Here is a 21,284-nt window from a genome sequence, read left to right as displayed (position 1 = left end):
CCACGTCGGCGGGCGAGCCCTGTCACCCGGACGTGGCGTGCGAGTCCGCGTTCCGTTCCGCCGCGAGGTGGTCCCGCTCCGCGTCCGGGTCGGTGAGCCGGTTCAGCCGGGCCGGCACGTCGAACCCCACCAGCAGCACCACGATCACCGTGCCCGCGAAGGTCAGCACGGCCAGGGCCTGCCCCAGGTCCATCCCGGACGCCAGATGCGCGCCCAGGACCGGGGCCACGGCGCCGCCCAGTGCCCCCACGTTGTACGTGAAGCCGAGGGCCGCGCCCCGGCTCCCGGTCGGGAAGTGCCCGCCGATGTAGCGGGGGAGCAGACCCGAGATGCCGAAGCTCGTCGCCTGGAGCAGGAAGAGCAGGATGCCGAGCAACAGCAGGTTGTCGTGCACGGCGAAGACCGGGTAGACGAAGGCGAGCGAGGCCAGCAACGTCAGCGCGTACGCCTTCCTCGCGCCGATGACGTCGCCGAGGAAGCCCGCGGCCCAGCAGCCGACCATGGTCCCGAAGCCCGCGAAGTAGAGCACGTCGGTGACCTGGCCGGTGGTGTAGCCGAGTTCCGTCTTCAGGTAGGTGGGCAGCAGTGCCTGGATCGGCCACGAGTACAGGAACGCGAAGAACAGCGTCACGATCATCGACAGGTACAGCACCCATCCCCGCCTGCCGCCGAGCTGTACGGCGAGCGCGGCGAGCGCGAGCCCGGCCGTCACCGAGAGCACCGGGACCATACCTGCCCCGCCCGGGGTGAAGACGAGGAACAGCGAGACGGTGGCGACGGCCACCAGCACCGTGTTGACGACGGCACGGCTCCGGGTCAGGAACAGTGGCCGGAACGGACTGGGCCTCGTCTCCTTCCCGGCGACGTCCCGGGTCCACTCCTCGGCCTCCGGCAGGGCGCGCCGCATCCACAGGGCGATGGCGATGGGGATCAGCCCCAGGTAGAACATCCACCGCCAGCCGAGCGACGGCACCACCCAGGTGTAGACCTGCGCGGCGAGTACCGAGCCGACCGAGAACCCGGAGATGAGGAATCCACTGGCCCGGCTGCGGAGCCTCGCCGGCCAACTCTCCATCACGTACGTGGCACTGGCGCTGTACTCGCCGGCCATGCCCATGCCGATGGCGAGCCGGGCCGCGAAGAGGCTCTGGTAGTTCCAGGCGAACCCGCACGCGAAGGTGCCCAGCGAGTACAGCAGGATGCTCAGGACCATGGAGAGCTTGCGGCCGTACCGGTCGCCGACGGCGCCGAGAACCGCACCCCCCAGCCAGCGGGTGATGAACGCGCCGGAGACCAGACTGGCCGCCTGGACCGTGCTCAGGCCGAAGTCGTCACCGATCTCGGTGAGGACGAGCGTGATCAGCACGAAGTCGAAGCCGTCGAGGACGTAACCGATCCAGGCGGCGAAGAACGACTTCCACTGGGTGCCGCTCACCTCGCGGTACCAGGGGAGCGTGGGGGGTGTTGTGGTCTGCACGGTGACTCCAGGATGCGGGACGGGACTCGCCGTTGAGCGCCCGTCCCGCGTGGTGGGGAGGGTCAGGGCCGCGTGATACCTGCGACGAAGCGGGCGGTCAGGGCGGTGGGGGCGGTGATGGCGGTGCCGACGACGATGCTGTGGGCGCCGCGTGCCAGGGCCTCGGCGGCCTCCTCGGGGGTGTTGATCCGCCCTTCGGCGACCACCGGCACGTCGATCGCGGCGGCGAGCGCGGAGACCAGATCGAGATCCGGGCCGGTCCGCTTCGGGGTTCCGGGGACGTAGCCGGAGAGCGTGGTGGACACGAGGTCCGCACCCAGCGCGGCGGCCGTGACGCCCTCGGCGAGCGTGGCGACGTCGGCCATGACCAGGGCACCGGCCTCGTGGACGGCGGCGACCAGCTCGGCGAAGGACGAGCCGTCGGGCCGGGGCCGGTCGGTGGCGTCCGCGGCGACGACGACGGCACCGGCCTCGACGATCGCCAGGGCGTGCCGGACGGTCGGGGTGATGTACACGCCCTCGTCGCCGTCCTTCCACAGACCGATGACGGGGAGATCCACGGCCGCCACGATCGCGGCGACGACCTCCGGTTCGTTGGCACGGATCGCCGCGCCGCCCCCGGCGACGGCCGACCGGGCGAGCCGGACGAGCGTACCGGTCTCCCGCATCGGATCGCCGGGAGGTGCCTGGCAGGACACGATCAGCCTGCCCCGGAGGGAGTCGGCGAGCTCCTGAGCGGCCGTCGGCCGGTGTGCGGCGTCCGGTTCCTGGGCGGCGTTCGGTTCGTGCGCGGTGGTCGGATCCTGTGTGGTCATCGACCGGCTCCCGGGTGGTGGAGGGGAAGGAGGGTGGTGAGGGCGGCGGCGCCGCGCACGGCGGCGTCGGCACCGAACCGCGGCGGTTCGGGCACGAGCCCGCGCAGCGGCGGCATCAGTTCCGAGGCGAACGCGGCGGCCAGGGCGTCCCCGTACAGCGGGCCGATGCGCGGGACGCCGCCGCCGACGACGACCCGGTCGGGCCCCAGGGCGTTGGCGAGGCCACCGAGCACGTGCCCGGCGGCGGCCGCGCCGACGGTGATGGCGCGGACGGCGTCGGCGTCGCCCCGCGCGGCGCGGGCCGCGACGGATTCCAGCCGGTCGACGGGGGTGCCGGTCAGCCGTTCGTAGTGGGCGGTGATACCGGGTCCGGAGGCGATGACCTCCAGGTGCCCGGTGGCTCCGCAGGTGCACGGCAGCCCGGCGGCTTCCGGGCTCGGCAGGTGACCCAGGTGCCCGGCGATGCCGGACGCGCCGTGCAGCATCCGCCCGTCGACGGCGATCGCGCCGCCCACGCCCGTGCCGACGGCGACGAACAGCAGCGAACCGCCGCCCGCCCGCCGGGGGCGTGACGCCGCACGGTCCGGATCGGCCGGTCCCGGAACCTCCCGCCCGGCGCCGGACGGTGCCGGACCCTGCGGGTGCGCCGTCACCGGCACCGTGTGGTCCCGCCCAGGGACGGTCAGCGCCGCCAGCTCGGGCACCGCGGTGGCACGTACGTCGTTGTCGCAGGCCACCGGGTAGCCGGTGCGGTCCGCGAGGCCGCTGCCCAGCGCGGTGCCTGCCCAGCCGCGGATGGAGTCGGTGGCGCTGGTGACCAGGCCGGTGCGGGGGTCGACGACCCCGGCCGCCGCGATACCGAGCGCCGTGGCCCGCCGCTGCGGATCGACGGCGGCGGCGGCCCCGGCGAGCGCGTCCAGCACCGCCGGAGCGCCGTCGCGGGCCGGCGTCGGCCGGGTGTGCCGGGCCAGGACCGTCCCGTCGGCGGCGAGGAGCGCGGCGGCGATCTTCGTGCCGCCGAGGTCGAGTCCGATCACCACGGCGCCCGTTCCGGCGCCCGGCGCCCCGGCGGACTCCGATCGCGCGCGGGCGCTCATCGGACCGGGGACAGGCCGGCGGCGCGCAGGTGCCGGCCGACCTCGGCGACCGACTCGGCTCCCAGCGGGATCTGCGGGAAGGCCGTGCCGCCGCACTCGATGACACCGAGCAGATGGAGCGCGGCCTTGAACGAGCCGAGCGCCGAGGAACTGCGGCCCATGTCGGCCTCCGGTCCGGCATCGACCATGCCGAACAGCTCCACGAGCCGTTCCTGCTCCTGCGCGGCGAGGGCCCAGTCCCCGGCCCGCGCGGCCTCGTACAGTCGGACGTATCCGGCCGGATCGACGTTGCCGATGCCGGGGACGACACCGTCGACCCCTGCCAACAGGGCGGCGTCCACCGTGAGTTCGGAGCCCGTGAGTACGCTGAACTCCGGCGCCGGGCCCGTTTCGCGGCCGTCCCGGCCGCCCAGTTCGACGATCAGTCTGCGCAGCCCGCCCTCGTCCCCGCTGCTGTCCTTGAGCCCGGCGAGGGTGCCGTCCTCGGCGAGTTCGCGCACCAGCCCGGCCGGCAGCTTGCTGTGCACCGCGACCGGGATGTCGTACGCGAACAGCGGCAGGCCGACCGCCGCGCGCAGCCGCCGGAAGTGCCCGGCGATCTCCTTGACGTGCGTGCGCGTGTAGAAGGGCGCGGTGGCGACCAGGGCGTCCGCGCCGAGCGCGGCGGCGGACCGCGCGTGTTCGATCACCCGGGCGGTGGTGGTGTCGATGACACCGGCCAGCACCGGAACCCGGCCTGCCGTCGCCTCGACCACCGTCCGCAGCGTCGTGGCGCGCTGCTCGTCGGTGAGATAGGCGACCTCACTGGTGGAGCCGAGCGCGAAGAGCCCGTGCACCCCGCCGTCGACGAGGTGCTCGACGAGGCGGACGAGGGACGCGGTGTCGACCTCCCCCCGGGAGTCGAGCGGCGTGCAGACCGGCGGGACGACGCCGCGCAAGGGTGTGGTCAGGGACATGGTGAGGGCTCCAGCTCGGTCGATGCGGCGATCCGTGGCCCCGGGTGGCCGCACGGAACGCGACATGAGACGTAAGATGTCCTATGTCTGGCCTCACCTTAAACAGATGCTCCTGCGACCGGTCAAGGGGCAAACGAAGCTCAGGAGGACGTTGTGACACGCCCCACCGTGGTCCAGGACATCGAGCGCCGGCTCAAGGAACTGATCCTGGAACGCAGGCTCGCCCCCGGTGACGCGCTGCCCACCGAGGCGGAGCTGATGGAGATCTTCGGCGTCGGCCGGGTCTCGGTGCGGGAGGCCCTGAAGGGGCTCCAGGCCATGAACGTCGTGGAGATCCGCCGCGGCTCCGGCACCTTTGTCGGGTCGCTGTCCCTGTCGCCCTTCGCCGAGGGGCTCGCCTTCCGGGCGGCCGTCCGGCACCGCCGGGGCGAGCCGGGTCTCCTCGAACTGATGAAGGTGCGCGAGGCGCTGGAGACGGGGCTGATCGGTGCCGTCGCGGCCGGCATCCCGGACGAGGACCTCGACGTGCTGCGCGGCCTCGCGGCGGCGATGGACGCCGAGGCCCGCGCGCACGGGAGGGTGGCGCGCGGCACGGACCGCGCCTTCCACCTCGCGCTCTACGCCTCGCTCGACAACCACCTGCTCAGCGAGGTGCTCGACGCCTTCTGGGCGGCCATGGACCGGGTGCGCGAGGATCTCGACGACGGCCATCAGGACCCCGGGGTCACCTGCGCCCAGCACCGGGAGATCGTCGAGGCGGTGGCGGCGGCCGACGGCGACCGCGCGGTACGCGCCATGCGCACCCACTTCGACGGCATCCGCGCCCGCCTGGAGCCGCGCCGCCCGTAGGGCGTGCCCGTGCGGTGGCCGCCGCCCCGGCGCCGTCCGGCCGGGGGCCGCCGGGGCGCACGACCTGCCGACCCGTCAGTCCGCCGGTCCGCCGTTCGCCGTTTCGCCGGTTTGTCGGCCCGTCGCACCCGTGATCGCGGCGACCGCCATCCGTACCGCCCGGTCCGTGACCGCCGTGTGGTCGTCGCCCGACTCGATCGCCGTCGTGGCGGCGTTGACGATCCCCTGCAGCAGCAGCGCGGTGCGCCGGGGGTCCTCCTCGCCCAGCTCGACGAGCGCGTCGATCAGCGGGGTGAGCAGTTCCCGGTGCGCCCGTGCCGCGCTCTCCCGCACCACGCCCGTGTCCCGGACTCCGGCGAGCGCCTGGGCGATCCGGTGCTCCCCGCTCCGCACCAGGTCCAGCTGGGAGGAGACGTATGCGGCGATCCGCTCCCGCGGTGTGCCCGCCGCCGACATGCCCGCCCGGATCGCCTCCGTCCAGCGCGGCATCGCGTCCTCGACCACGGCGGCCAGCAGCTCGGGCCGCCCCGGAAAGTACTTGTACACGCTGTTGCGGGCCAGGCCGGTGGCCCTGGCGACCGCCGTGAAGGTCACCGCCTCGGCGTCGCCGCCCTCCAGAAGCGCACGCGCCGCCCGCACCAGGGCCAGCCGCTGCTGGGCGTGGTGCTCTACGACCGTGGCGGCACTGATGCGAGGCACGGGCCCACCTTAACGAGCCGGGGAGCGACGGAGCGCGGGCTCCCGGCGCCCCGTGATCCCGGCTCCGGCGTTGCCGTCGGCCGTGAGGTCGCGGAGGCCGATTTCCGTACCCACCCCCACATGGGGACGGTGCGTCGCCATCCTCTATGTTGGCGACGCACCGTCCCTAACGTCGATTCACCGAAGGGAACCACCGTGTTCCTCGCACTATTGGAGCTGCGCGCCGCCCGCGGGCGCTTCCTGCTCATGGGGTCCGTCGTGGTGCTCGTCGCCGCGCTCGTCGGCATCGTCTCCGGCTTCACCACCGGTCTCGGCGACGACACCATCTCCGCGCTCCGCCGCCTCCCCGCCGCGCACCTCGTCTTCTCCTCGGACGCCCGGTCCGACCAGTTCGCCCGCAGCCTCCTCGACGCGAGGACCGCCGACGCCTGGCGGAAGGGCGCGGGCACCGACACCACACCGTTGGGCGTCTCCATCACCCGCGGTACGACGAACCGGGGCGCCGAGGTCGATCTCGCCGCCTTCGGGGTCGAGCCCGGCTCCTTCCTCAACCCGTCCGTCGTCCGCGGCGACGACCTCGCGGACGCCGCCGCGGACAGCATCGTGATCTCCGGGAAGCTCGCCGACGAGGGCGTACGCGTCGGCGACACCCTCGTCATCGACCGGCTCGGCATCGAACTGCGCGTCATCGGCCTCGCCGAACGCCTCAGCTACGGACACGTCCCCGCCGCCTACGTCCCGCTGAAGACCTGGCAGCGCATCCGCTTCAGCACCCCCGGCGCCCCCGCCTCCGCCACCGCCGCGGTACCCGACCAGTTCAGCGCGCTGGCCCTGCGCACCGCGCCGACGACACCGGCCGCCACCCTCGACGCACGCCACTCCACCACCACCCTCACCAAGGAGAAGGCGTACGAGGCGGCCCCGGGCTACACCGGCGAACGCGTCACCATGACCTCGATCCAGGTCTTCCTCTACCTGATCGCGCCCCTGGTGGTCGGCGCCTTCTTCGCCGTGTGGACCGTGCAGCGCCAGCCCGAACTCGCCCTGCTGCGCGCGCTCGGCGCCTCCCGACGGCGGCTGCTCGCCCACACCGTGCTCCAGGCGGGCCTGGTCGTCGTTGTCGGTACCGCCGCCGGTGCGCTGCTCGCCGGAGCGGTCGGTCTGCTGGTCGGCGAGAAGGTGCCGTTCAGCCTGCCCGCCGCCACCCTCGCCACCACCATGTGCACCGTCGCCGCCGTCGGCCTCGCGGGCACCGCGCTGACCCTGCGCCGGGTGACCCGCGCCGACCCGCTGACCATGCTGGGAGCCAACCGATGAGCCTCGAACTGATCTCCGTCACCGTCGAGTTCGGCCGCGCCGACGCCCGTACCACCGTCCTCGACGGCCTCGACATCACCTTCGAACCGGGCCGCACCACCGCCCTGGTCGGCCCCTCGGGCTCCGGAAAATCCACCCTGCTCGCCGTCGCGGGGGCGTTGCTGCGGCCCACGGCCGGGCAGGTCCTGCTCGACGGCGACGACCTCGCCGGACTCTCCGACCGGGGCCGGGCCACGGTGCGCAGAGAACGCGTCGGCTACATGTTCCAGAGCGGCAACCTGCTCTCCGGCCTGCCCGCCGTCGAACAACTGCTGGCCGCCGCGTACATCAGCGGGGAACGGCCCCGCGCCCACCGCGCACGCGCCGAGGAGGCGCTGACCGGGGTCGGCCTCGGCCACCGGCTGCGCCACCGCCCCGACCAGCTCTCCGGCGGCGAACGCCAGCGCGTCGCCCTGGCCCGCGCGCTCTTCCTCTCCCCGAGACTCCTGCTGGTCGACGAACCGACCGCGGCCGTCGATCGTTCCCAGGCGGGCGAACTCGCCGCCCTGCTCGCCGAACGCACCCGCCAGGACGACTGCGTCACGGTCGTCGCCACCCACGACCCGGCCGTGGCGGAGGCCGCCGACCGGATCGTGGACATGGCCGAACTGACCGCCGCGACTCCGGCCGCGCGAACCGGGCGCTGAGAGCCTGTCGGGTGGCCTCAGCCCGGTCGGAGGCCACCCGACAGGCTCCGGGGCGCCCGACCCGGCCCGCGGCACCCCGGTGGGTTCCGGTGTGGCGGCCGGGCGCACCGGAAGCCCGCGTGCGACCGTCGCCGCGCCCCCACCCCGGCCCCGCGCGGCAGCAGGGGGCCGGTCAGTGCCGGTGCACACCGCCGTACAGGTAGCTGTCGGCGCCGTTCAACGCGGCACGGCTCCACTCCTCCACGTCGGCCGGTCCCATCACCGCCCAGTCCGGTGTGCGCTCCACAAGCCCGTGTCCCAGCCGGCGGCCCAGTTCCACCAGGCGGGCCCCCTCGGCGGTGCGTTCGTCGGCGTACCGGTGCAGTGCCTCGGCCACCGACGAACCGGCGCCCAACGTCCGCTCCAGACACAGCGCGTCCCGCAGTGCCTTGACCGCGCCGCTGGCGGTGTGCGGCCGGGTGACGCTCGCCGCGTCGCCCGCGAGCAGGAACGGCGGCTCGGCGGCGCGCGGTGTCACGAAGTCGGCGACCGGATGGAGCGCCCGGGCGGTGTGCTCGCCCCGGGCGACGACATCGGCCCACTCCGCGGGAAAGTGTTCGTCGGCGAGGTCGCGCACGTACGCGAGGGGGACCGGGTCCCGGGGCCCCGCGGTCCGCGGCGGGAATCCGTAGACGACGTAGGCCAGCAACCGCGATCCGGGAACCGGCCCCGGAATCAGATAGAAGACGGCGTGCCCGCCGGAGAACCCCAGTGTGACCCAGGCCGTCCGCAGCAGCTCCAGCGTCTTCGGGTGGTCGCGGAGCGCGCTCGTCGCGATCGTGCCCCGCCACGCCAGATAGCCGGAGGACACCGGCCGGACGCCCGGTGCCACCGCTTCGCGGGTGACGGACCGGTGGCCGTCCGCCCCCACCACGATGTCGTACTCCCGCTCCCCGTACCCGGTGCGGATCAGGGCCCGGCCGGAGGGCGCCCGTCCGACGGATTCGACGGGCATCCCGCGGTGGTACACCTCCTCGCGGACGCGAGCACGCAACGCCCGCCACAACAGGCCCCAGTTGCACGACGCCACCGGGGACCGCTGCCGGGCCAGCTCGCGCGCCGACCGGCCCCCCGGGGCCCGGGTGAGCCAGACGCGGGTGTCGACCGGCGCCGTCGGCATGTCCGCACCCAGGTATCCGCCCGTCACCAGTTCACGGTGGAGCGACGGCGGCATGACGATGCCGAAGCCCCGGTCCTGCAACGCGCCGTCGCCGCGCTCATGGACGGTCACGTCCGCCCCGGCCCGCTGCGCCGCGATCGCCATGGCGCAGCCGGCGATGCTGCCGCCGACCACCCCGATGCGCACACCCGTCACCGCCACCGTTGCACCGTCCGTTCCGACGCCCCGCGAAGTGTTCGGCCCGCCTCATCGTCGCACCCGGTCCACGACGGCACCGGGATCCACGGCGTCCTCCCCGGGGCGCACGGCATCGTCCGGGGCGCACGTCCCCGCCGGGCATCACCCGGCGCGGACGTGCGCCCGGGCCCGGGCGGGCCCGTCACCGCGCGTTCACGGAGTCACGGTCACCGACCTGCCGCCGGAGGCCTGGAGGCCCATCGTCCGGTACGTCGCGGTGAGGGTCGCGTTCCCCGACGCCCCGGCGGCCACGGTGACCGGCACCTTGATGTTGGCCCCCTGGCCCGGGTTCAGCGCGGGAATGGCCCGCTGCTGCGTCGTCCAGCCGGACGGCACGGAGAGGTCGATGGTGCCGGCCTCGCGCCGCACGTCCATCCGGTTGACGACGCGGACCGTGACCTCCGCGCCCGTTCCCGCCCTCAGCGTGGCCGGCGGGGTGATGGTGATGTCGGCGCAGGTGCCGCCCAGCCACTTCAGGTCGAAGGACGCGTAGGTGATGTGCTGGTAGTCGGCGCGCTCGTAGAGCAGTCCGAGGCGCCCGCCGGGCAGCCGGGTGAGCGTGGAGTAGGCGGCGGCGCCCGGGTCGACGACCTTCCTGATCGGCCAGGTCCGCCCGTTGTCGCAGGACATCTTGACCGTGAGGTTCCGCCGTGCCGACGCGTTCTCGGTGTTGCTGAACAGCAGCCACGACGACTGCGGGTCCGACGGCGCGGCATCGGGGTTGTAACGCATCACCGAGGCGTTGTTCGCCGGGTCGGTGAGCTGGGTGTCCTGCGCGAAGGGGGTGTAGTTGACGCCGCCGTCGGTGGAGTACGCGATCGTCCGGTACGGCGCGGAACGGTTGTTGAGCATCACCCGGCCGTCCGAGAGCTCCACCGTCTTGTTCTCGTCGCCGCCCGGCCCGACCGGGTTGCCCATCCTCCAGGTCTCGCCGTGGTCGTCGCTGTAGGCGCTTGCCGCGTAGTTGGCGCCGTTGACGCGGACCGCGTACTGCTGGATCAGCCGGCCCCGGTACGTGCCGTGCCGCAGCTGGATGCCCTCGCCGGAGGCCGCGAACATGCCCGCCCAGGCGGGGTTCTTGATCTGCTTCGTGATCCGGCGGTGGGACCAGGTGAGCCCGTCGTCGTCGGAGTAGCTGTAGTCGGCCTGGAGGACGTTCGGGTCGTTCTCGTCGTTGCCGGTGGCCGAGCCGAAGAAGCCCTGGTTCACCGAGGCCGCGTAGAAGAGGAAGATCCGGCCGGTCTCCCGGTCGACGAGGAGACTGGGGTCGCCGTACCCCTTCGGCGCGGCGTCCTGACGGACCACCTGCTGGGGCTGCCAGGTGACGCCCCCGTCGGTGCTGCGGCGCAGCACGACGGAGATGTTGCCCGGCAGGTCGCCCAGGGTGGGCCGGGCGTCGTAGGCGGCGAGAACGGTGCCCTTGACGGAGGTGGTGAGCGCGGGGATGCGGTAGTGGGGCGAGCCCACCCCGTCGACGGTCAGGTCCTGGGAGGTCAGTTCACCGGCCGCGGGCGCGGCACCGTGGGCGGTGCCGGCCGCGGTGGCCACCAGCAGGGCGGCGCTGAGCAGAGCGAGGGAGACTTTTCGCTGCATGGGGATCTCTCTTCTCGGAAGGGGTGGTGCTTCTCGGAAGGGTGGAGACGCGGGCCCGGGACGGGGAAGTACCCGTCGGCCGGGTACGGGGGAAGGGCCGGTGTCCCGCTACGGGACGCGCAGCGAGCAGACCCGGCTGCCGCCGTCGAAGACCCTCAGATCCTTGATCATCTTCAGGGCGACGCGGTGGTGCCCCCGCTCGTTGGGGTGGAGCCCGTCGCTGAGCAGGGAGAGCGGGACCTGCCCGCCGTCGCCGCTCAGCCAGTCGTCGTAGTGGTCGATGAAGACGGTGTTCTGCTGTGCCGCGACCTCGCCCATGACCTGCGCGTACCGCGAGAGTCCGGTGCGGCCGGGCCAGATGGCCGGATCGACCGGGTTGGGGGACTGGAGCACCGGGACCGGTGAGCCGGGCAGCGCCCGCACCGAGCGCACCAGCGAGACCAGGTTGGCCCGGTAGGCCTCCGGGCCGAGTCCCGACGTCGCGATGTCGTTCGTACCGATCATGATCGACACGACCTCCGGGGAGAAGGCGGTGACCCGCTCCGCGAAACGGGCGACGAGTTCGGCGCTGGTGGCTCCGCTCACGCCGGAGTCGATCACGAAGTCGCGGTTCTTCGGCTTGCCCAGCTCCCAGCGGACCCGCTCCGTCCAGTGCTCCGGGTAGCTGCGCCAGCCGTTGGTGTGCAGGGCGCCGTGGGTGATGCTGTCCCCGGTGAGTACCCAGGTGGCGGGCGTGTCGCTGTTGAGGATCGTGGAGATCCGGCCCAGGTCGGCGAGGTCGGGGCGGGGGCTCTGCGCGACAAGTTCGGACTCGTCGAGCACCCGGTCCCAGACCGCGGCCCGTTCGATCGTGCCGGTGCAGAACCATTCGCCGCCGGGATGGTCGCTGTCCAGGTTGCGGCCCAGGGCGAGGGCGTCAAGCCCGGAGACGTCGCGGAGGAAGGCGTGCCGCGCGGTCTCGAACACCACGCGCCCACCCGCGTGGAGCCGGGTGCCCGACGGGCCGACGGTGACGGCGACGGTGTGGCGGAGACCGTCGTCGTAGCGTGTCCGGGTCATGACATTGATGAGTACCGTGCCCCCGTTCCGCGCGGAGAACTGGAGGGCGCCGCCGGACAGGTTCAGGGTGATGTTGGAGGAGGGGGCGGTGGGGTCCGAGGCGCTGAACAGGGTCATCGCCTCGTTGTGGCTGGTGGTGCGGAAGGTGACGAGGATGGTCCCGGTGGTGAGCGGGGCGAGCGCGTCGAGCCGGTCCGACAGGTCGACGTACTCGCCGCCGTCCAGATCCACCGGCGTGCCGTGGTCCAGGAGCGGGCCGCCGCCCGCGGCCGCGAAGGCGCGACCGCCGAGCGGGGAGCCCAGGGCCGCCGCGCCCGCGGCGAGAAGCATGGATCGTCTGCGCACGGAAGAGCCTCCGGTCAGGAGTGTCCGGCCCGCCCCGACGGCAGGCCGGCGAACAGGGAGCGCACCCAGTCCAGTTGCTCCCGCTGATGGTGTGCCGTGCCGCCCTCGTGCCCGTTGAACTCGTAGACCCGGACGTCCTTGGGGCCCGCGTAGTGGTTGTAGGCGGCGAAGCAGGTGGAGGGCGGGCAGATGTCGTCCATCATCGCGATGGAGAACAGCGCGGGAGCGGTGGCGCGGGTGGCGAGCAGCGCCGCGTCGAAGTACGAGAGTGTGGTGAACACCGACTCGACGCGGTCGCGGTGGAGCCTCAGGTACTCGGCGATCTCGGTGTAGGGCGGCCGGCCCGAGACCTCGGCGGCCCGCCGGAAGTCGCAGAGGAACGGCACGTCCGGCATCACCCCGGCCAGCCCCGGCACCAGCCCGGACACCGCCAGCGCGATGCCGCCGCCCTGACTGACCCCGGTGACGACGATCCGGTCCGGATCGATCTCGGGACGGGCGCGCACCGCCTCCACGCAGCGCACCGCGTCGGTGAACACCCGCCGGTAGTAGTACGTCTCCGGGCTCTCGACGCCGCGGGTGACGAAACCGGGGACGGTTCCGGCCGCACCGGCGTCGATGTCCGCGGTCCCGCCGGGCGCGGCCGACCAGCCCTGGCCGCGGGTGTCCATGATCAGATGCGCGTGTCCGGCGGATGCCCAGAGCAGGTTCTCGTGGGCGAGACCGCGTCCGCGACCGTACCCCAGGAACTCGACCACGCAGCCGAGCGGTTCGGTGGCCCCGGCCGGCAGTCGCAGCCAGCCGCGGACCGGCCGTCCGGCGAAACCCGGCACGGTCACGTCGTAGGTCCGGATCTGTGGCAGCCCGGTGTCGACCAGGGTGTACACCGGTTTCCCCGCCGAGGCCGGACCGTCGGGCAGCGCCGGGAAGCCGTCCACCGGCCCCCGCCCCAGGGTCCGCGCCCAGAAGGCGTCGAAACCGTCCGGAACCGGCAGCTCCGGCCGGTGGGCGCGGCAGTCCGCGAGCGGGAGATCGGTCAACGGCATGGAGGTGCCCTTCCGGGGTGCGACCAGGGTGGTGAACGCCGCCCCTCGGGACAGAAGACGTCAGATGTCCTGGCGGCACACGGACAGTAGGCAGGGCTCGCGGCGAGCGTCAAGGCCCCGGAAGGCCCCGGTGGGGGCGGGGCCGATCCTCCGGAGGGTCCGCCGGGCGGTCAGTCCCGGGCGCGGCCGTCCCGGACGCGGGCCTCGGAGATCCTGCGCCTGACCGGGGCGTAGTGCTCGCTCAGCGCCCGCATGAATCCGGGTACGTCCTTGGCCCGGGCGGCGTCCACGATGTTCTGGTGGGCCGTGATCGTCGCCGTCTCGTCGGCGTGGGTGAAGCCGTCGAGGTGGGGCGCGACGATCGTGTACACGTCCCAGAAGGCCATCGAGAGCTGGCCGATCAGCTCGTTGCCCAACGGGGCCACCAGCAGCGCGTGGAACGCCCGGTCCGCCTCGACGAAGCCGTGCCCGTCCTGCGAGCCGGTCTCGCGCATCGTGGTCACCAGCCCGTCCAGCGCGTCGAGCTGTTCCGGCGCCAGCAGCGTCACGATCCGGTCGGCCATCCCGCGCTCGAAGAGCTCGCGCACGTCGACGAGGTCGGCCATCACCTGGAAGTCGTCGTCGGGGGAGAGCAGTCCGCGGAAGGTCAGGCTCTCCACCAGGGCGGACAGGCTCAGTCGGCCCACGTAGGTGCCGTGGCCGTGCCGCACCTCGACGATGTCCAGCGCGTTGAGGATCTTGACCGCCTCGCGGACGCTGGAACGGCTGGCGCCGAGCGCCTCGCACAGGGCCGGCTCGGTGGGCAGCGGATCCCCCGGGCGGAGCCGTTCCTCAAGGATGTAGCGCTTGATTCCCTCGACGACTTCCTGCCGGAGCAACTGCCGTCCGGGTCTCGTGCCGGACATGTGTGAACTCCCCACCTCTTGACCCCTCTCGATTGTCAAGCTACGTTCCCACGCTATCAAGGCATCAGACATCTGACGTCTTATGCCTGGATCTTGGGGGCCGCACATCCTGCGGCTCCGCATCCCCGATGCGCTCCCTCGATCCTTCATGCCGTCACGTTCCACCTCAATGTCCCTGGAGGACCCGTGCCCGAGCTGAGACCCGCGGGTGTCGAGCGCCGCACCTTCCTGCGTTACGCCAGTGCCGTCGGTGCGGCAGCCGCCTTCACGGTGGGCCTGTCCGCCTGCGGAGGACCGTCCTCGACCGCCGACGGCACGGCGTCCGAGGGCGGCGGCGACGGGCTCATCGAAGCCGGCCTCTCGTACCCCCTGTCCACCGGTTTCGACCCGATGATCACCTCCGGCGCGACGCCGTACGCCGCCAACATGCACATCTTCGAGGGCCTGGTGGATCTCGATCCGGCAACGCTGGTGGCCCGCCCCGCGCTGGCCACCGAGATGCCGACGAAGATCAACGCCACCACCTACCGGGCCACGCTCCGCAAGGGTGCCACCTTCCACGACGGATCGCCGGTCACCCCCGACGACGTGGTGTACAGCTTCGAGCGCATCCTGGACCCGAAGAACTCCTCGCTGATGGCGCAGTTCGTGCCCTTCATCGACACCGTGAAGGCGGTCGACGCGAGCACGGTCGAGTTCAAGCTCAAGCACCCCTTCGCGCTCTTCCCGTCCCGGATCGCGGTCGCCCGGATCGTCCCGAGGAAGATCGTCGAGCCCGACCCCAAGGCGTTCGACGCGAAGCCGGTCGGCTCCGGGCCGTACAAGTTCATCGAGGCCACCCGCGAGGACAAGATCGTCTTCGAGGCGTACGACAAGTACAACGGCCCGCACCCCGCCAAGGCCAAGAAGATGGTCTGGCGCCTGATGTCCGATCAGTCGGCACGTGTCAGCGCAATGGAGTCGGGCCGGGTCCAGGCCATCGAGGACGTCCCGTACATCGACGTCAAGCGGCTCTCGGGCTCCGCCAGGACCGAGTCCGTGCAGTCCTTCGGCCTGCTCTTCCTGATGTTCAACACCGCCGACAAGCGGTTCGCCGACAAGCGCGTGCGCCAGGCACTGCACTACGCCCTGGACACCGAGAAGATCATCTCCACCGCGATGGTCGGCAACGCCGCGGCCGCCACCGGCTACGTCCCCGCGACCCACCCCGACTACCGCAAGGCCGCCACGGTCTACACCCACGACGTGGCCAAGGCGAAGCAACTGCTCTCCGCCGCGGGCGTCAAGGACCTCTCCTTCACCGTCCTCACCACCGACACCGGCTGGGTCAAGGACATCGCCCCGCTGCTCAAGGAGAGCTGGGAGGCGGCCGGTGTGAAGGTCACCCTCGACATCGCGCAGTCCCCGGCCCAGTACGCCAAGGTCGACAAGGGAGCCTTCGACGTGCTGGTCGCACCCGGCGACCCGTCCGTCTTCGGCAACGACGCCGACCTCCTGCTGCGCTGGTTCTACTACGGATTCTGGCCCGAGAAGCGCTACGGCTGGGCCGGTTCCGCCGCCTACAAGCAGGTCAAGCAGTTGCTCGACAAGGCCGCCGGCGCCGCCGACGAGACACAGCGCAAGGAGCTGTGGGGCCGGATCACCGACCTGGTCGCCGACGAGGCCGCGCTCTACCCGATCCTCCACCGCAAACTGCCCACCGCCTGGAACGAGAAGGCGCTGCCCGGCTTCAAGCCGCTGCCCACCACCGGTCTGTCCTTCATGGACGTCGGCCGCGCCTGAGAGCCTGCCGGGTGACCTCCGACCGGGCGGCCACGTCCTGGCACACGCGCTTCCGGTGTTGCCGGGACGACCGAGTAGCTCCGCTACCGGGCCCTCCCGGCGCCGTGGAGTCGCACGCGCCCTGCCGCGTCCGCTTTCCGGCCGAAGGCCACCCGACAGCCTCTGAGCGCCTGCCGGGCCCCGGCCCGGGCGCCCGATCGCCCGGTCCGGGACACCTCCTCCAGCCAGGTGTCCCGGACCGTCACCCGCCCAACCGCAAGGAACCCGACGATGGTTGCTTTTCTCCGGCTCGCGCTGCGCCGCGTCGCGATGATGCCGGTGATGATCCTCGGTATCGCGCTGCTCGTCTTCGTGGTGCTGCAGTTCTCGCCGGTCGACCCGGCCTTCAACGCGCTCGGGGAGAGCGCCACCCCTGAGGCCCGTGCGGCCTTCGCCGAGGCCAACGGCCTCGACGACCCCCTCCCGGTCCGGTACGTCCACTTCCTGGGCCAGTTGCTCCACTTCGACCTCGGGTCGACCGTCCCGCCGAGCCAGCCCGTCATCGACCGGATCACCGCCGCCTTCCCGCTCACCCTCCAGCTGACCCTCCTCGGCCTGGTCCTCGCGGTGGTGCTCGCCGTCCTGTTCGGCGTGATCGGCGCGATGTACCGGGACCGCTGGCCCGACCAGCTCTTCCGGGTCGTCTCCATGGCCGGGGTCGCCATCCCGTCGTTCTGGCTCGGTGTGCTGCTCATCCAGCAGTTCGCCCTGAACACCCGGATCTTCCCGACCGGCGGCTACACCAACCCCGCCGACTCCTTCGGCGGCTGGCTCACCACCATGACGCTGCCCGCGATCTCCCTCGCGCTCCCCGTCTCCGCCTCCCTCGCCCGCCTGGTGCGGACCGCCATGGTCGCCGAACTCGACCGCGACTACGTCCGCACCGCACGCGGCAACGGACTCCCGCCGCTCCTGGTGATCCGCTCGGTACTGCGCAACGCGCTCGTCACCCCGCTGACCGTGCTCGGCATCAAGGTCGGCTACATGCTCAGCGGCGCCGTCGTCATCGAAGCGATCTTCGACCTGCCCGGCATGGGCAAGCTCATCCTCGAAGGTGTCACCGGCGGCGACGTCGCGCTGGTCCAGGGCACCGTACTGACCATCGCCATCGCGTTCCTGGTGGTCAACGTCATCGTCGACCTGCTCTACCTGCTGGTCAACCCGCGCATCAGGACGGTGTGACATGTTCGCCACCGGCTCTCTGGCCACCAAACTGTCCCGACCGGGCATCGCGTTCCGCTCCCTCCCGGTCACCTCCCGCATCGCCCTCGGCGTCCTGATCGTCGTGGTCCTCGGCGCCGTGCTCGCCCCCCTGGTCACCCAGGATCCGCTGACCACCGGCACCCCGGTCCAGGCCCCGAGCGCGGACCACTGGTTCGGCACCGACCGGGCAGGCCGCGACGTCTTCGCCCGGGTCGTGCACGGCTCGCGCTACTCGTTGGTCATCGGCCTCGGCGCGACCGCCGTCGCCCTGGTCGCCGGCTCGCTGCTCGGCTCGCTGGCCGCCACCTCCCGCAAGCTCGGCGACGAATCCGTGATGCGGACCCTCGACGTCGTCATGTCGTTCCCGCCGATCGCGCTGGCCGCCGTGCTCGTCGCGGTCTTCGGCACCAGCATCCCGGTGATCATCTTCACCATCGCGTTCGTCTACACCCCGTCCCTGGCCCGCGTCGTCCGCGCCAACGTGCTGTCCCAGTACGGCGAGGACTACGTCGCGGCCGAGAAGGTCATCGGCGCCCGCCGCGGCTACATCGTCCTGCGCCACGTCGCCGTCAACTGCATGGCCCCGGTCATGGTGTTCGCCACCGTCATGGTCGCCGAGGCGATCATCTTCGAGGCCAGCCTCTCCTTCATCGGCGCCGGAGTGCAGGACCCCGACCCCAGCTGGGGCAGCGTCCTCGCCTACGGACGGCAGATCCTCCTGGCCGGCGGCTGGTGGGCCACCTTCTTCCCCGGCCTCGCCCTGCTGATCACCGTCCTCGCGCTCAACATCCTCTCCGAGGGCCTCACCGACGCCTCCGCCGCCCCGAAGAGCGCCCGTCCCGCCGCCGACCCCACCACGACCACCGCGCCGGACCCGGTCGAGGCCGCCTCCACCGCCGACATCGACGCCGCGCTCGCCCGGCTCGCCGACCGGATCCAGGCCACCGAACCGGCCATCACCCCGGTCCGCGAGGACGCCGCCGAGCTCCTCGTCGTCCGCGACCTCGCCATCCGCTTCCCCGACCGCTACGGCGACATCCCCGTCGTCGACGCGCTGAACTTCACCGTCCACGAGGGCGAGACCCTCGGCCTGGTCGGAGAGTCCGGCTGCGGCAAGTCCATCACCAGCCTCGCCGTCATGGGCCTGCTCGCCCGCAACGCCGAGGTCAGCGGCGAGATCCTCTACCGCGGCCGCGACCTGCTCGCGCTCCCGCCGAAGGAACGCCGCGCGCTGATGGGCCCCGAGATCGCGATGGTCTACCAGGACGCGCTCTCCTCCCTCAACCCGTCCGTCCTCGTCGGTACCCAGCTCAAGCAGCTCACCTCGCGCGGCGGCACCCGGACCCCCGCCGAACTCCTCGAACTCGTCGGCCTCTCGCCCGAACGCACCCTGCGCAGCTACCCGCACGAGCTCTCCGGCGGCCAGCGCCAGCGCGTCCTGATCGCCATGGCGCTCTCCCGCAACCCCCGCCTGCTCATCGCCGACGAACCGACCACCGCCCTCGACGTCACCGTGCAGGCGCAGGTCGTCGAACTCCTCGTCCGGCTGCGCGACGAACTCGGCTTCGCCATGGTCCTCGTCTCGCACGACCTCGCCCTCGTCGGCGACCTCTCGCACCGCGTCGCCGTCATGTACGCGGGCCGCCTCGCCGAGATCGGCTCCACCCGCTCCGTACTCACCGGCCCCACCCACCACTACAGCCGCGGCCTCCTCGGCTCCGTCGTCTCCCTGGAGGCGGGCGCCGAACGGCTGCACCAGATCCGCGGCATCGTCCCCGCACCCCAGGGCTTCGGTACGGGCTGCCGGTTCGCCTCGCGCTGCGCCGGGGCCACCGAACTCTGCCGCACGACCCCGCCCGCACTCACCCCGCGCGACGGCGCGCACGACCACGGATTCGCCTGTCACCACCCGGCGAAGGCCGCACAACTGGAAGGGAGCGCTCTGTGATCAGGCTCGACGGCGTCCACGTACGCCACAAGGCCCGCAGCGGCGGCGTGTTCCGCCGGGACGCGGTACACGCCCTCACCGACGCCACGCTGGAGGTCAACCGGGGCGAGATCGTCGGCCTGGTCGGCGAGTCCGGCTGCGGCAAGTCCACCCTCGCCCGCGTCCTGACCGGGCTGCAGAAGCCCACCGAGGGACAGGTCCTCTTCCACGACCGCGATCTGTGGGACATGTCGGGCGCCCGGCGCCGCGACGAGTTCGGCTCCGCCGTCGGCGTCGTCTTCCAGGACCCGTCCACCGCGCTCAACCCCCGCCTCACGGTCCGCCAGATCCTGCGCGACCCGCTCGACGTGCACCGACGGGGTACCCGGGGGGAGCGCGAGGCGCGCGTCGAGGAACTGCTCGACCTGGTCGGCCTGCCCGGTCACACCCTCGCGGCCCTCCCCGGGCAGCTCTCCGGCGGCCAGCGCCAGCGCGTCGCCATCGCCCGCGCGCTCGCCCTCGAACCGGAACTGATCGTCGCCGACGAACCGACCTCCGCGCTCGACGTTTCCGTCCGCGCCCAGGTCCTCAACCTCCTCGTCGACCTGCGTGAACGCCTCGGCCTCGGGATGGTGTTCATCTCGCACGACATCCAGACCGTGCGCTATCTCGCCGACCGCGTCGCCGTCCTCTACCTCGGCCGGATCGTCGAGGAAGGGCGGGCGGCGGACGTCGCCGGAAGCCCCGCGCACCCGTACACCGAGGCACTGCTCTCGGCGACCCCCAGCCTGCTGGAGACCACCGAACGGATCGTGCTCACCGGCCCAGTCCCCTCGGCCACCAACCCGCCCTCCGGCTGCCCGTTCCGCACTCGCTGCTGGAAGGCGGACGACGCCTGCGCCACGGTCTTCCCCGCCCCGGCCACCGGCCCGGACGCGCACCGCTGGCACTGCGTCCACCCCCAGCGCCCCGAGTCCCCCGCCGGGGACCCGGCCCCCGTACCGTCCGCAAGGAGCACCGCATGACCGCCCGAACTCCGCGCCACTCCGGAGTGATCCCGCCCGTCGTCACCCCGCTCACCGAGGACGGCGAGATCGACCGGCCGTCCCTGGAACGCGTCGTGGCACACCTCCTGGACGGCGGTGTCAGCGGCCTGTTCGCCCTCGGCAGCTCCGGCGAGACCGCCTATCTGACGCCGAGCCGCCAGGACGAGGTCATCAGGATCATCACGGCGGCCTGCGCGGGACAGGTCCCGGTCCTCGTCGGAGCGATCGAGACCACCACCGACCGCGCGATCGAACGGGCCCGCGCCGCCGCCGCCCTCGGCGCCGACGCCGTCGTCGTCACCGCGCCGTTCTACACCCGCACCCACACCGCCGAGATCGACCGCCACTTCCGGGACGTCTCGGCAGCCCTCGACCTGCCGGTCCTGGCGTACGACGTACCGGTCTGCGTGCACAGCAAGCTCGACCCGGAACTGCTGCTGCCGCTCGCCGCCGAAGGCGTGCTGGCCGGGGTCAAGGACTCCAGCGGCGACGACGGCTCGTTCCGTCGCCTCGCCCTCGGAGCCCGCGGGATACCGGGGTTCTCCGTGCTCACCGGGCACGAACTCGTCGTCGACGCGATGATGCTCGGTGGCGCCGACGGCTCCGTCCCCGGCCTGGGCAATGTGGACCCGCACGGGTACGTGCGCCTCCACGAGGCAGCGGTGCGGGGCGACTGGGCCACCGCGCGGGCCGAACAGGACCGCCTCGTCGACCTCTTCGACATCGTGCGCGCGGCGCGCCCCGGCACCGCGTCCGCCACCGCCGCCGGACTCGGCGCGTTCAAGACCGCCCTCATGCTGCGCGGGATCATCGCCACCAATGCGATGAGCCGGCCGATGCGGCGACTGGACGAGGCGGAGACCACGACGATCGCCGCCTGTCTGGACCGTGCGGGACTGTCCGTGGCCTGAGCACAACGGACGGAGGTGCGGGGGGGGGGGGCGCGGCGGCCCCCCCCGGGGGGGGGGGGGTGGGGGGGGGGGGGGGGGCCCCCCCCGGCGCGGGGGGGGGGGGGGGGGGCGCCGCCCCCCCGGGGGGGGGCCCCCC

At 72.7% G+C, this 21,284-nt stretch carries 18 protein-coding genes; 8 read left to right on the top strand and 10 right to left on the bottom strand.

Annotated elements, in window-relative coordinates; genetic code table 11:
• Positions 1-22: 22 nt before the first annotated feature.
• The 4 genes from ACF1CT_RS10780 to ACF1CT_RS10765 form a co-directional block, all read right to left on the bottom strand.
• Positions 23-1,477, bottom strand: a complete 1,455-nt coding sequence (locus tag ACF1CT_RS10780) for a sialate:H+ symport family MFS transporter (protein ID WP_391783464.1) — start codon at positions 1,475-1,477, stop codon at positions 23-25.
• A 62-nt stretch (positions 1,478-1,539) separates the two neighbouring features.
• Complete coding sequence (locus ACF1CT_RS10775) at positions 1,540-2,292, bottom strand: N-acetylmannosamine-6-phosphate 2-epimerase (protein WP_391783463.1); 753 nt, start codon at positions 2,290-2,292, stop codon at positions 1,540-1,542.
• Positions 2,289-3,389 carry an ROK family protein gene (locus ACF1CT_RS10770; protein WP_391783462.1) on the bottom strand — a complete coding sequence of 367 codons (1,101 nt, stop codon included), beginning with the start codon at positions 3,387-3,389 and terminating at the stop codon, positions 2,289-2,291. The genes ACF1CT_RS10775 and ACF1CT_RS10770 overlap by 4 nt, the downstream gene beginning before the upstream one ends.
• On the bottom strand, positions 3,386-4,345 hold the full coding sequence (locus ACF1CT_RS10765) for a dihydrodipicolinate synthase family protein (RefSeq protein WP_391783461.1): 960 nt from the start codon (positions 4,343-4,345) through the stop codon (positions 3,386-3,388). Before ACF1CT_RS10765 ends, ACF1CT_RS10770 begins: the two co-directional genes overlap by 4 nt.
• Positions 4,346-4,498: 153 nt before the next feature.
• Between ACF1CT_RS10765 and ACF1CT_RS10760 the strand changes: the two genes are divergently transcribed.
• Positions 4,499-5,194 (top strand): FadR/GntR family transcriptional regulator, encoded by a 696-nt coding sequence (locus tag ACF1CT_RS10760; protein WP_391783460.1) that lies wholly within the window; start codon positions 4,499-4,501, stop codon positions 5,192-5,194.
• Positions 5,195-5,269: 75 nt separating this feature from the next.
• On the opposite strand, the gene ACF1CT_RS10755 is transcribed toward ACF1CT_RS10760, so the two are convergent.
• Positions 5,270-5,893, bottom strand: a complete 624-nt coding sequence (locus ACF1CT_RS10755) for a TetR/AcrR family transcriptional regulator (protein WP_391783459.1) — start codon at positions 5,891-5,893, stop codon at positions 5,270-5,272.
• A 195-nt stretch (positions 5,894-6,088) separates the two neighbouring features.
• On the opposite strand from ACF1CT_RS10755, the gene ACF1CT_RS10750 reads away from it, so the two are divergent.
• Together ACF1CT_RS10750 and ACF1CT_RS10745 are read left to right on the top strand one after the other, a co-directional pair.
• Positions 6,089-7,210 carry an ABC transporter permease gene (locus ACF1CT_RS10750; protein WP_391783458.1) on the top strand — a complete coding sequence of 374 codons (1,122 nt, stop codon included), beginning with the start codon at positions 6,089-6,091 and terminating at the stop codon, positions 7,208-7,210.
• The gene (locus tag ACF1CT_RS10745; RefSeq protein WP_391783457.1) at positions 7,207-7,896 is read left to right on the top strand and encodes an ABC transporter ATP-binding protein; all 690 of its coding nucleotides are present in this window, start codon (positions 7,207-7,209) and stop codon (positions 7,894-7,896) included. The genes ACF1CT_RS10750 and ACF1CT_RS10745 overlap by 4 nt, the downstream gene beginning before the upstream one ends.
• Before the next feature lie 172 nt (positions 7,897-8,068).
• Here the strand turns inward: ACF1CT_RS10745 and ACF1CT_RS10740 are convergent, their stop codons facing one another.
• From ACF1CT_RS10740 to ACF1CT_RS10720, 5 genes are all read right to left on the bottom strand, one after another.
• Positions 8,069-9,256, bottom strand: coding sequence for an FAD-dependent monooxygenase (locus ACF1CT_RS10740; protein ID WP_391783456.1), 1,188 nt, complete (start codon positions 9,254-9,256; stop codon positions 8,069-8,071).
• A gap of 189 nt (positions 9,257-9,445) precedes the next feature.
• Positions 9,446-10,885, bottom strand: a complete 1,440-nt coding sequence (locus tag ACF1CT_RS10735) for an exo-alpha-sialidase (RefSeq protein WP_391783455.1) — start codon at positions 10,883-10,885, stop codon at positions 9,446-9,448.
• Between the two features lie 108 nt (positions 10,886-10,993).
• Positions 10,994-12,289 carry a GDSL-type esterase/lipase family protein gene (locus ACF1CT_RS10730; RefSeq protein ID WP_391783454.1) on the bottom strand — a complete coding sequence of 432 codons (1,296 nt, stop codon included), beginning with the start codon at positions 12,287-12,289 and terminating at the stop codon, positions 10,994-10,996.
• Positions 12,290-12,303: 14 nt separating this feature from the next.
• Positions 12,304-13,335, bottom strand: a complete 1,032-nt coding sequence (locus ACF1CT_RS10725; protein ID WP_391783453.1) for an acetylxylan esterase — start codon at positions 13,333-13,335, stop codon at positions 12,304-12,306.
• 170 nt (positions 13,336-13,505) lie between these two features.
• Positions 13,506-14,240 (bottom strand): FadR/GntR family transcriptional regulator, encoded by a 735-nt coding sequence (locus tag ACF1CT_RS10720; RefSeq protein WP_391783452.1) that lies wholly within the window; start codon positions 14,238-14,240, stop codon positions 13,506-13,508.
• A 186-nt stretch (positions 14,241-14,426) separates the two neighbouring features.
• On the opposite strand from ACF1CT_RS10720, the gene ACF1CT_RS10715 reads away from it, so the two are divergent.
• The 5 genes from ACF1CT_RS10715 (at position 14,427) to ACF1CT_RS10695 (ending at position 21,148) form a co-directional block, all read left to right on the top strand.
• Positions 14,427-16,022 (top strand): ABC transporter substrate-binding protein, encoded by a 1,596-nt coding sequence (locus ACF1CT_RS10715; protein ID WP_391783451.1) that lies wholly within the window; start codon positions 14,427-14,429, stop codon positions 16,020-16,022.
• Between the two features lie 270 nt (positions 16,023-16,292).
• Complete coding sequence (locus ACF1CT_RS10710; protein ID WP_391783450.1) at positions 16,293-17,243, top strand: ABC transporter permease; 951 nt, start codon at positions 16,293-16,295, stop codon at positions 17,241-17,243.
• Between the two features lies 1 nt (position 17,244).
• The gene (locus ACF1CT_RS10705) at positions 17,245-19,212 is read left to right on the top strand and encodes a dipeptide/oligopeptide/nickel ABC transporter permease/ATP-binding protein (protein ID WP_391783449.1); all 1,968 of its coding nucleotides are present in this window, start codon (positions 17,245-17,247) and stop codon (positions 19,210-19,212) included.
• Positions 19,209-20,216: an ABC transporter ATP-binding protein gene (locus tag ACF1CT_RS10700; RefSeq protein WP_391783448.1), complete on the top strand. Its 1,008-nt coding sequence runs from the start codon at positions 19,209-19,211 to the stop codon at positions 20,214-20,216. Before ACF1CT_RS10705 ends, ACF1CT_RS10700 begins: the two co-directional genes overlap by 4 nt.
• Positions 20,213-21,148 (top strand): dihydrodipicolinate synthase family protein, encoded by a 936-nt coding sequence (locus ACF1CT_RS10695; protein ID WP_391783447.1) that lies wholly within the window; start codon positions 20,213-20,215, stop codon positions 21,146-21,148. The genes ACF1CT_RS10700 and ACF1CT_RS10695 overlap by 4 nt, the downstream gene beginning before the upstream one ends.
• Positions 21,149-21,284 lie beyond the last annotated feature (136 nt).

It is taken from the genome of Streptomyces sp. NPDC014734 (genome assembly GCF_043083325.1).
Classification (GTDB): domain Bacteria; phylum Actinomycetota; class Actinomycetes; order Streptomycetales; family Streptomycetaceae; genus Streptomyces.
Note: the sequence above shows the minus strand (reverse complement) of the source record. Positions and strands in the feature narration are given on the sequence as shown.

What these genes read in the sequence shown, in the direction of transcription:
- ACF1CT_RS10775 (WP_391783463.1), bottom strand. Translation starts at nt 2,292, where the DNA reads ATGACCACACAGGATCCGACCACCGCGCACGAACCGAACGCCGCCCAG.
- ACF1CT_RS10720 (WP_391783452.1), bottom strand. Translation starts at nt 14,240, where the DNA reads ATGTCCGGCACGAGACCCGGACGGCAGTTGCTCCGGCAGGAAGTCGTC.
- ACF1CT_RS10725 (WP_391783453.1), bottom strand. Translation starts at nt 13,335, where the DNA reads ATGCCGTTGACCGATCTCCCGCTCGCGGACTGCCGCGCCCACCGGCCG.
- ACF1CT_RS10710 (WP_391783450.1), top strand. Translation starts at nt 16,293, where the DNA reads ATGGTTGCTTTTCTCCGGCTCGCGCTGCGCCGCGTCGCGATGATGCCG.
- ACF1CT_RS10705 (WP_391783449.1), top strand. Translation starts at nt 17,245, where the DNA reads ATGTTCGCCACCGGCTCTCTGGCCACCAAACTGTCCCGACCGGGCATC.
- ACF1CT_RS10735 (WP_391783455.1), bottom strand. Translation starts at nt 10,885, where the DNA reads ATGCAGCGAAAAGTCTCCCTCGCTCTGCTCAGCGCCGCCCTGCTGGTG.
- ACF1CT_RS10770 (WP_391783462.1), bottom strand. Translation starts at nt 3,389, where the DNA reads ATGAGCGCCCGCGCGCGATCGGAGTCCGCCGGGGCGCCGGGCGCCGGA.
- ACF1CT_RS10745 (WP_391783457.1), top strand. Translation starts at nt 7,207, where the DNA reads ATGAGCCTCGAACTGATCTCCGTCACCGTCGAGTTCGGCCGCGCCGAC.
- ACF1CT_RS10695 (WP_391783447.1), top strand. Translation starts at nt 20,213, where the DNA reads ATGACCGCCCGAACTCCGCGCCACTCCGGAGTGATCCCGCCCGTCGTC.
- ACF1CT_RS10765 (WP_391783461.1), bottom strand. Translation starts at nt 4,345, where the DNA reads ATGTCCCTGACCACACCCTTGCGCGGCGTCGTCCCGCCGGTCTGCACG.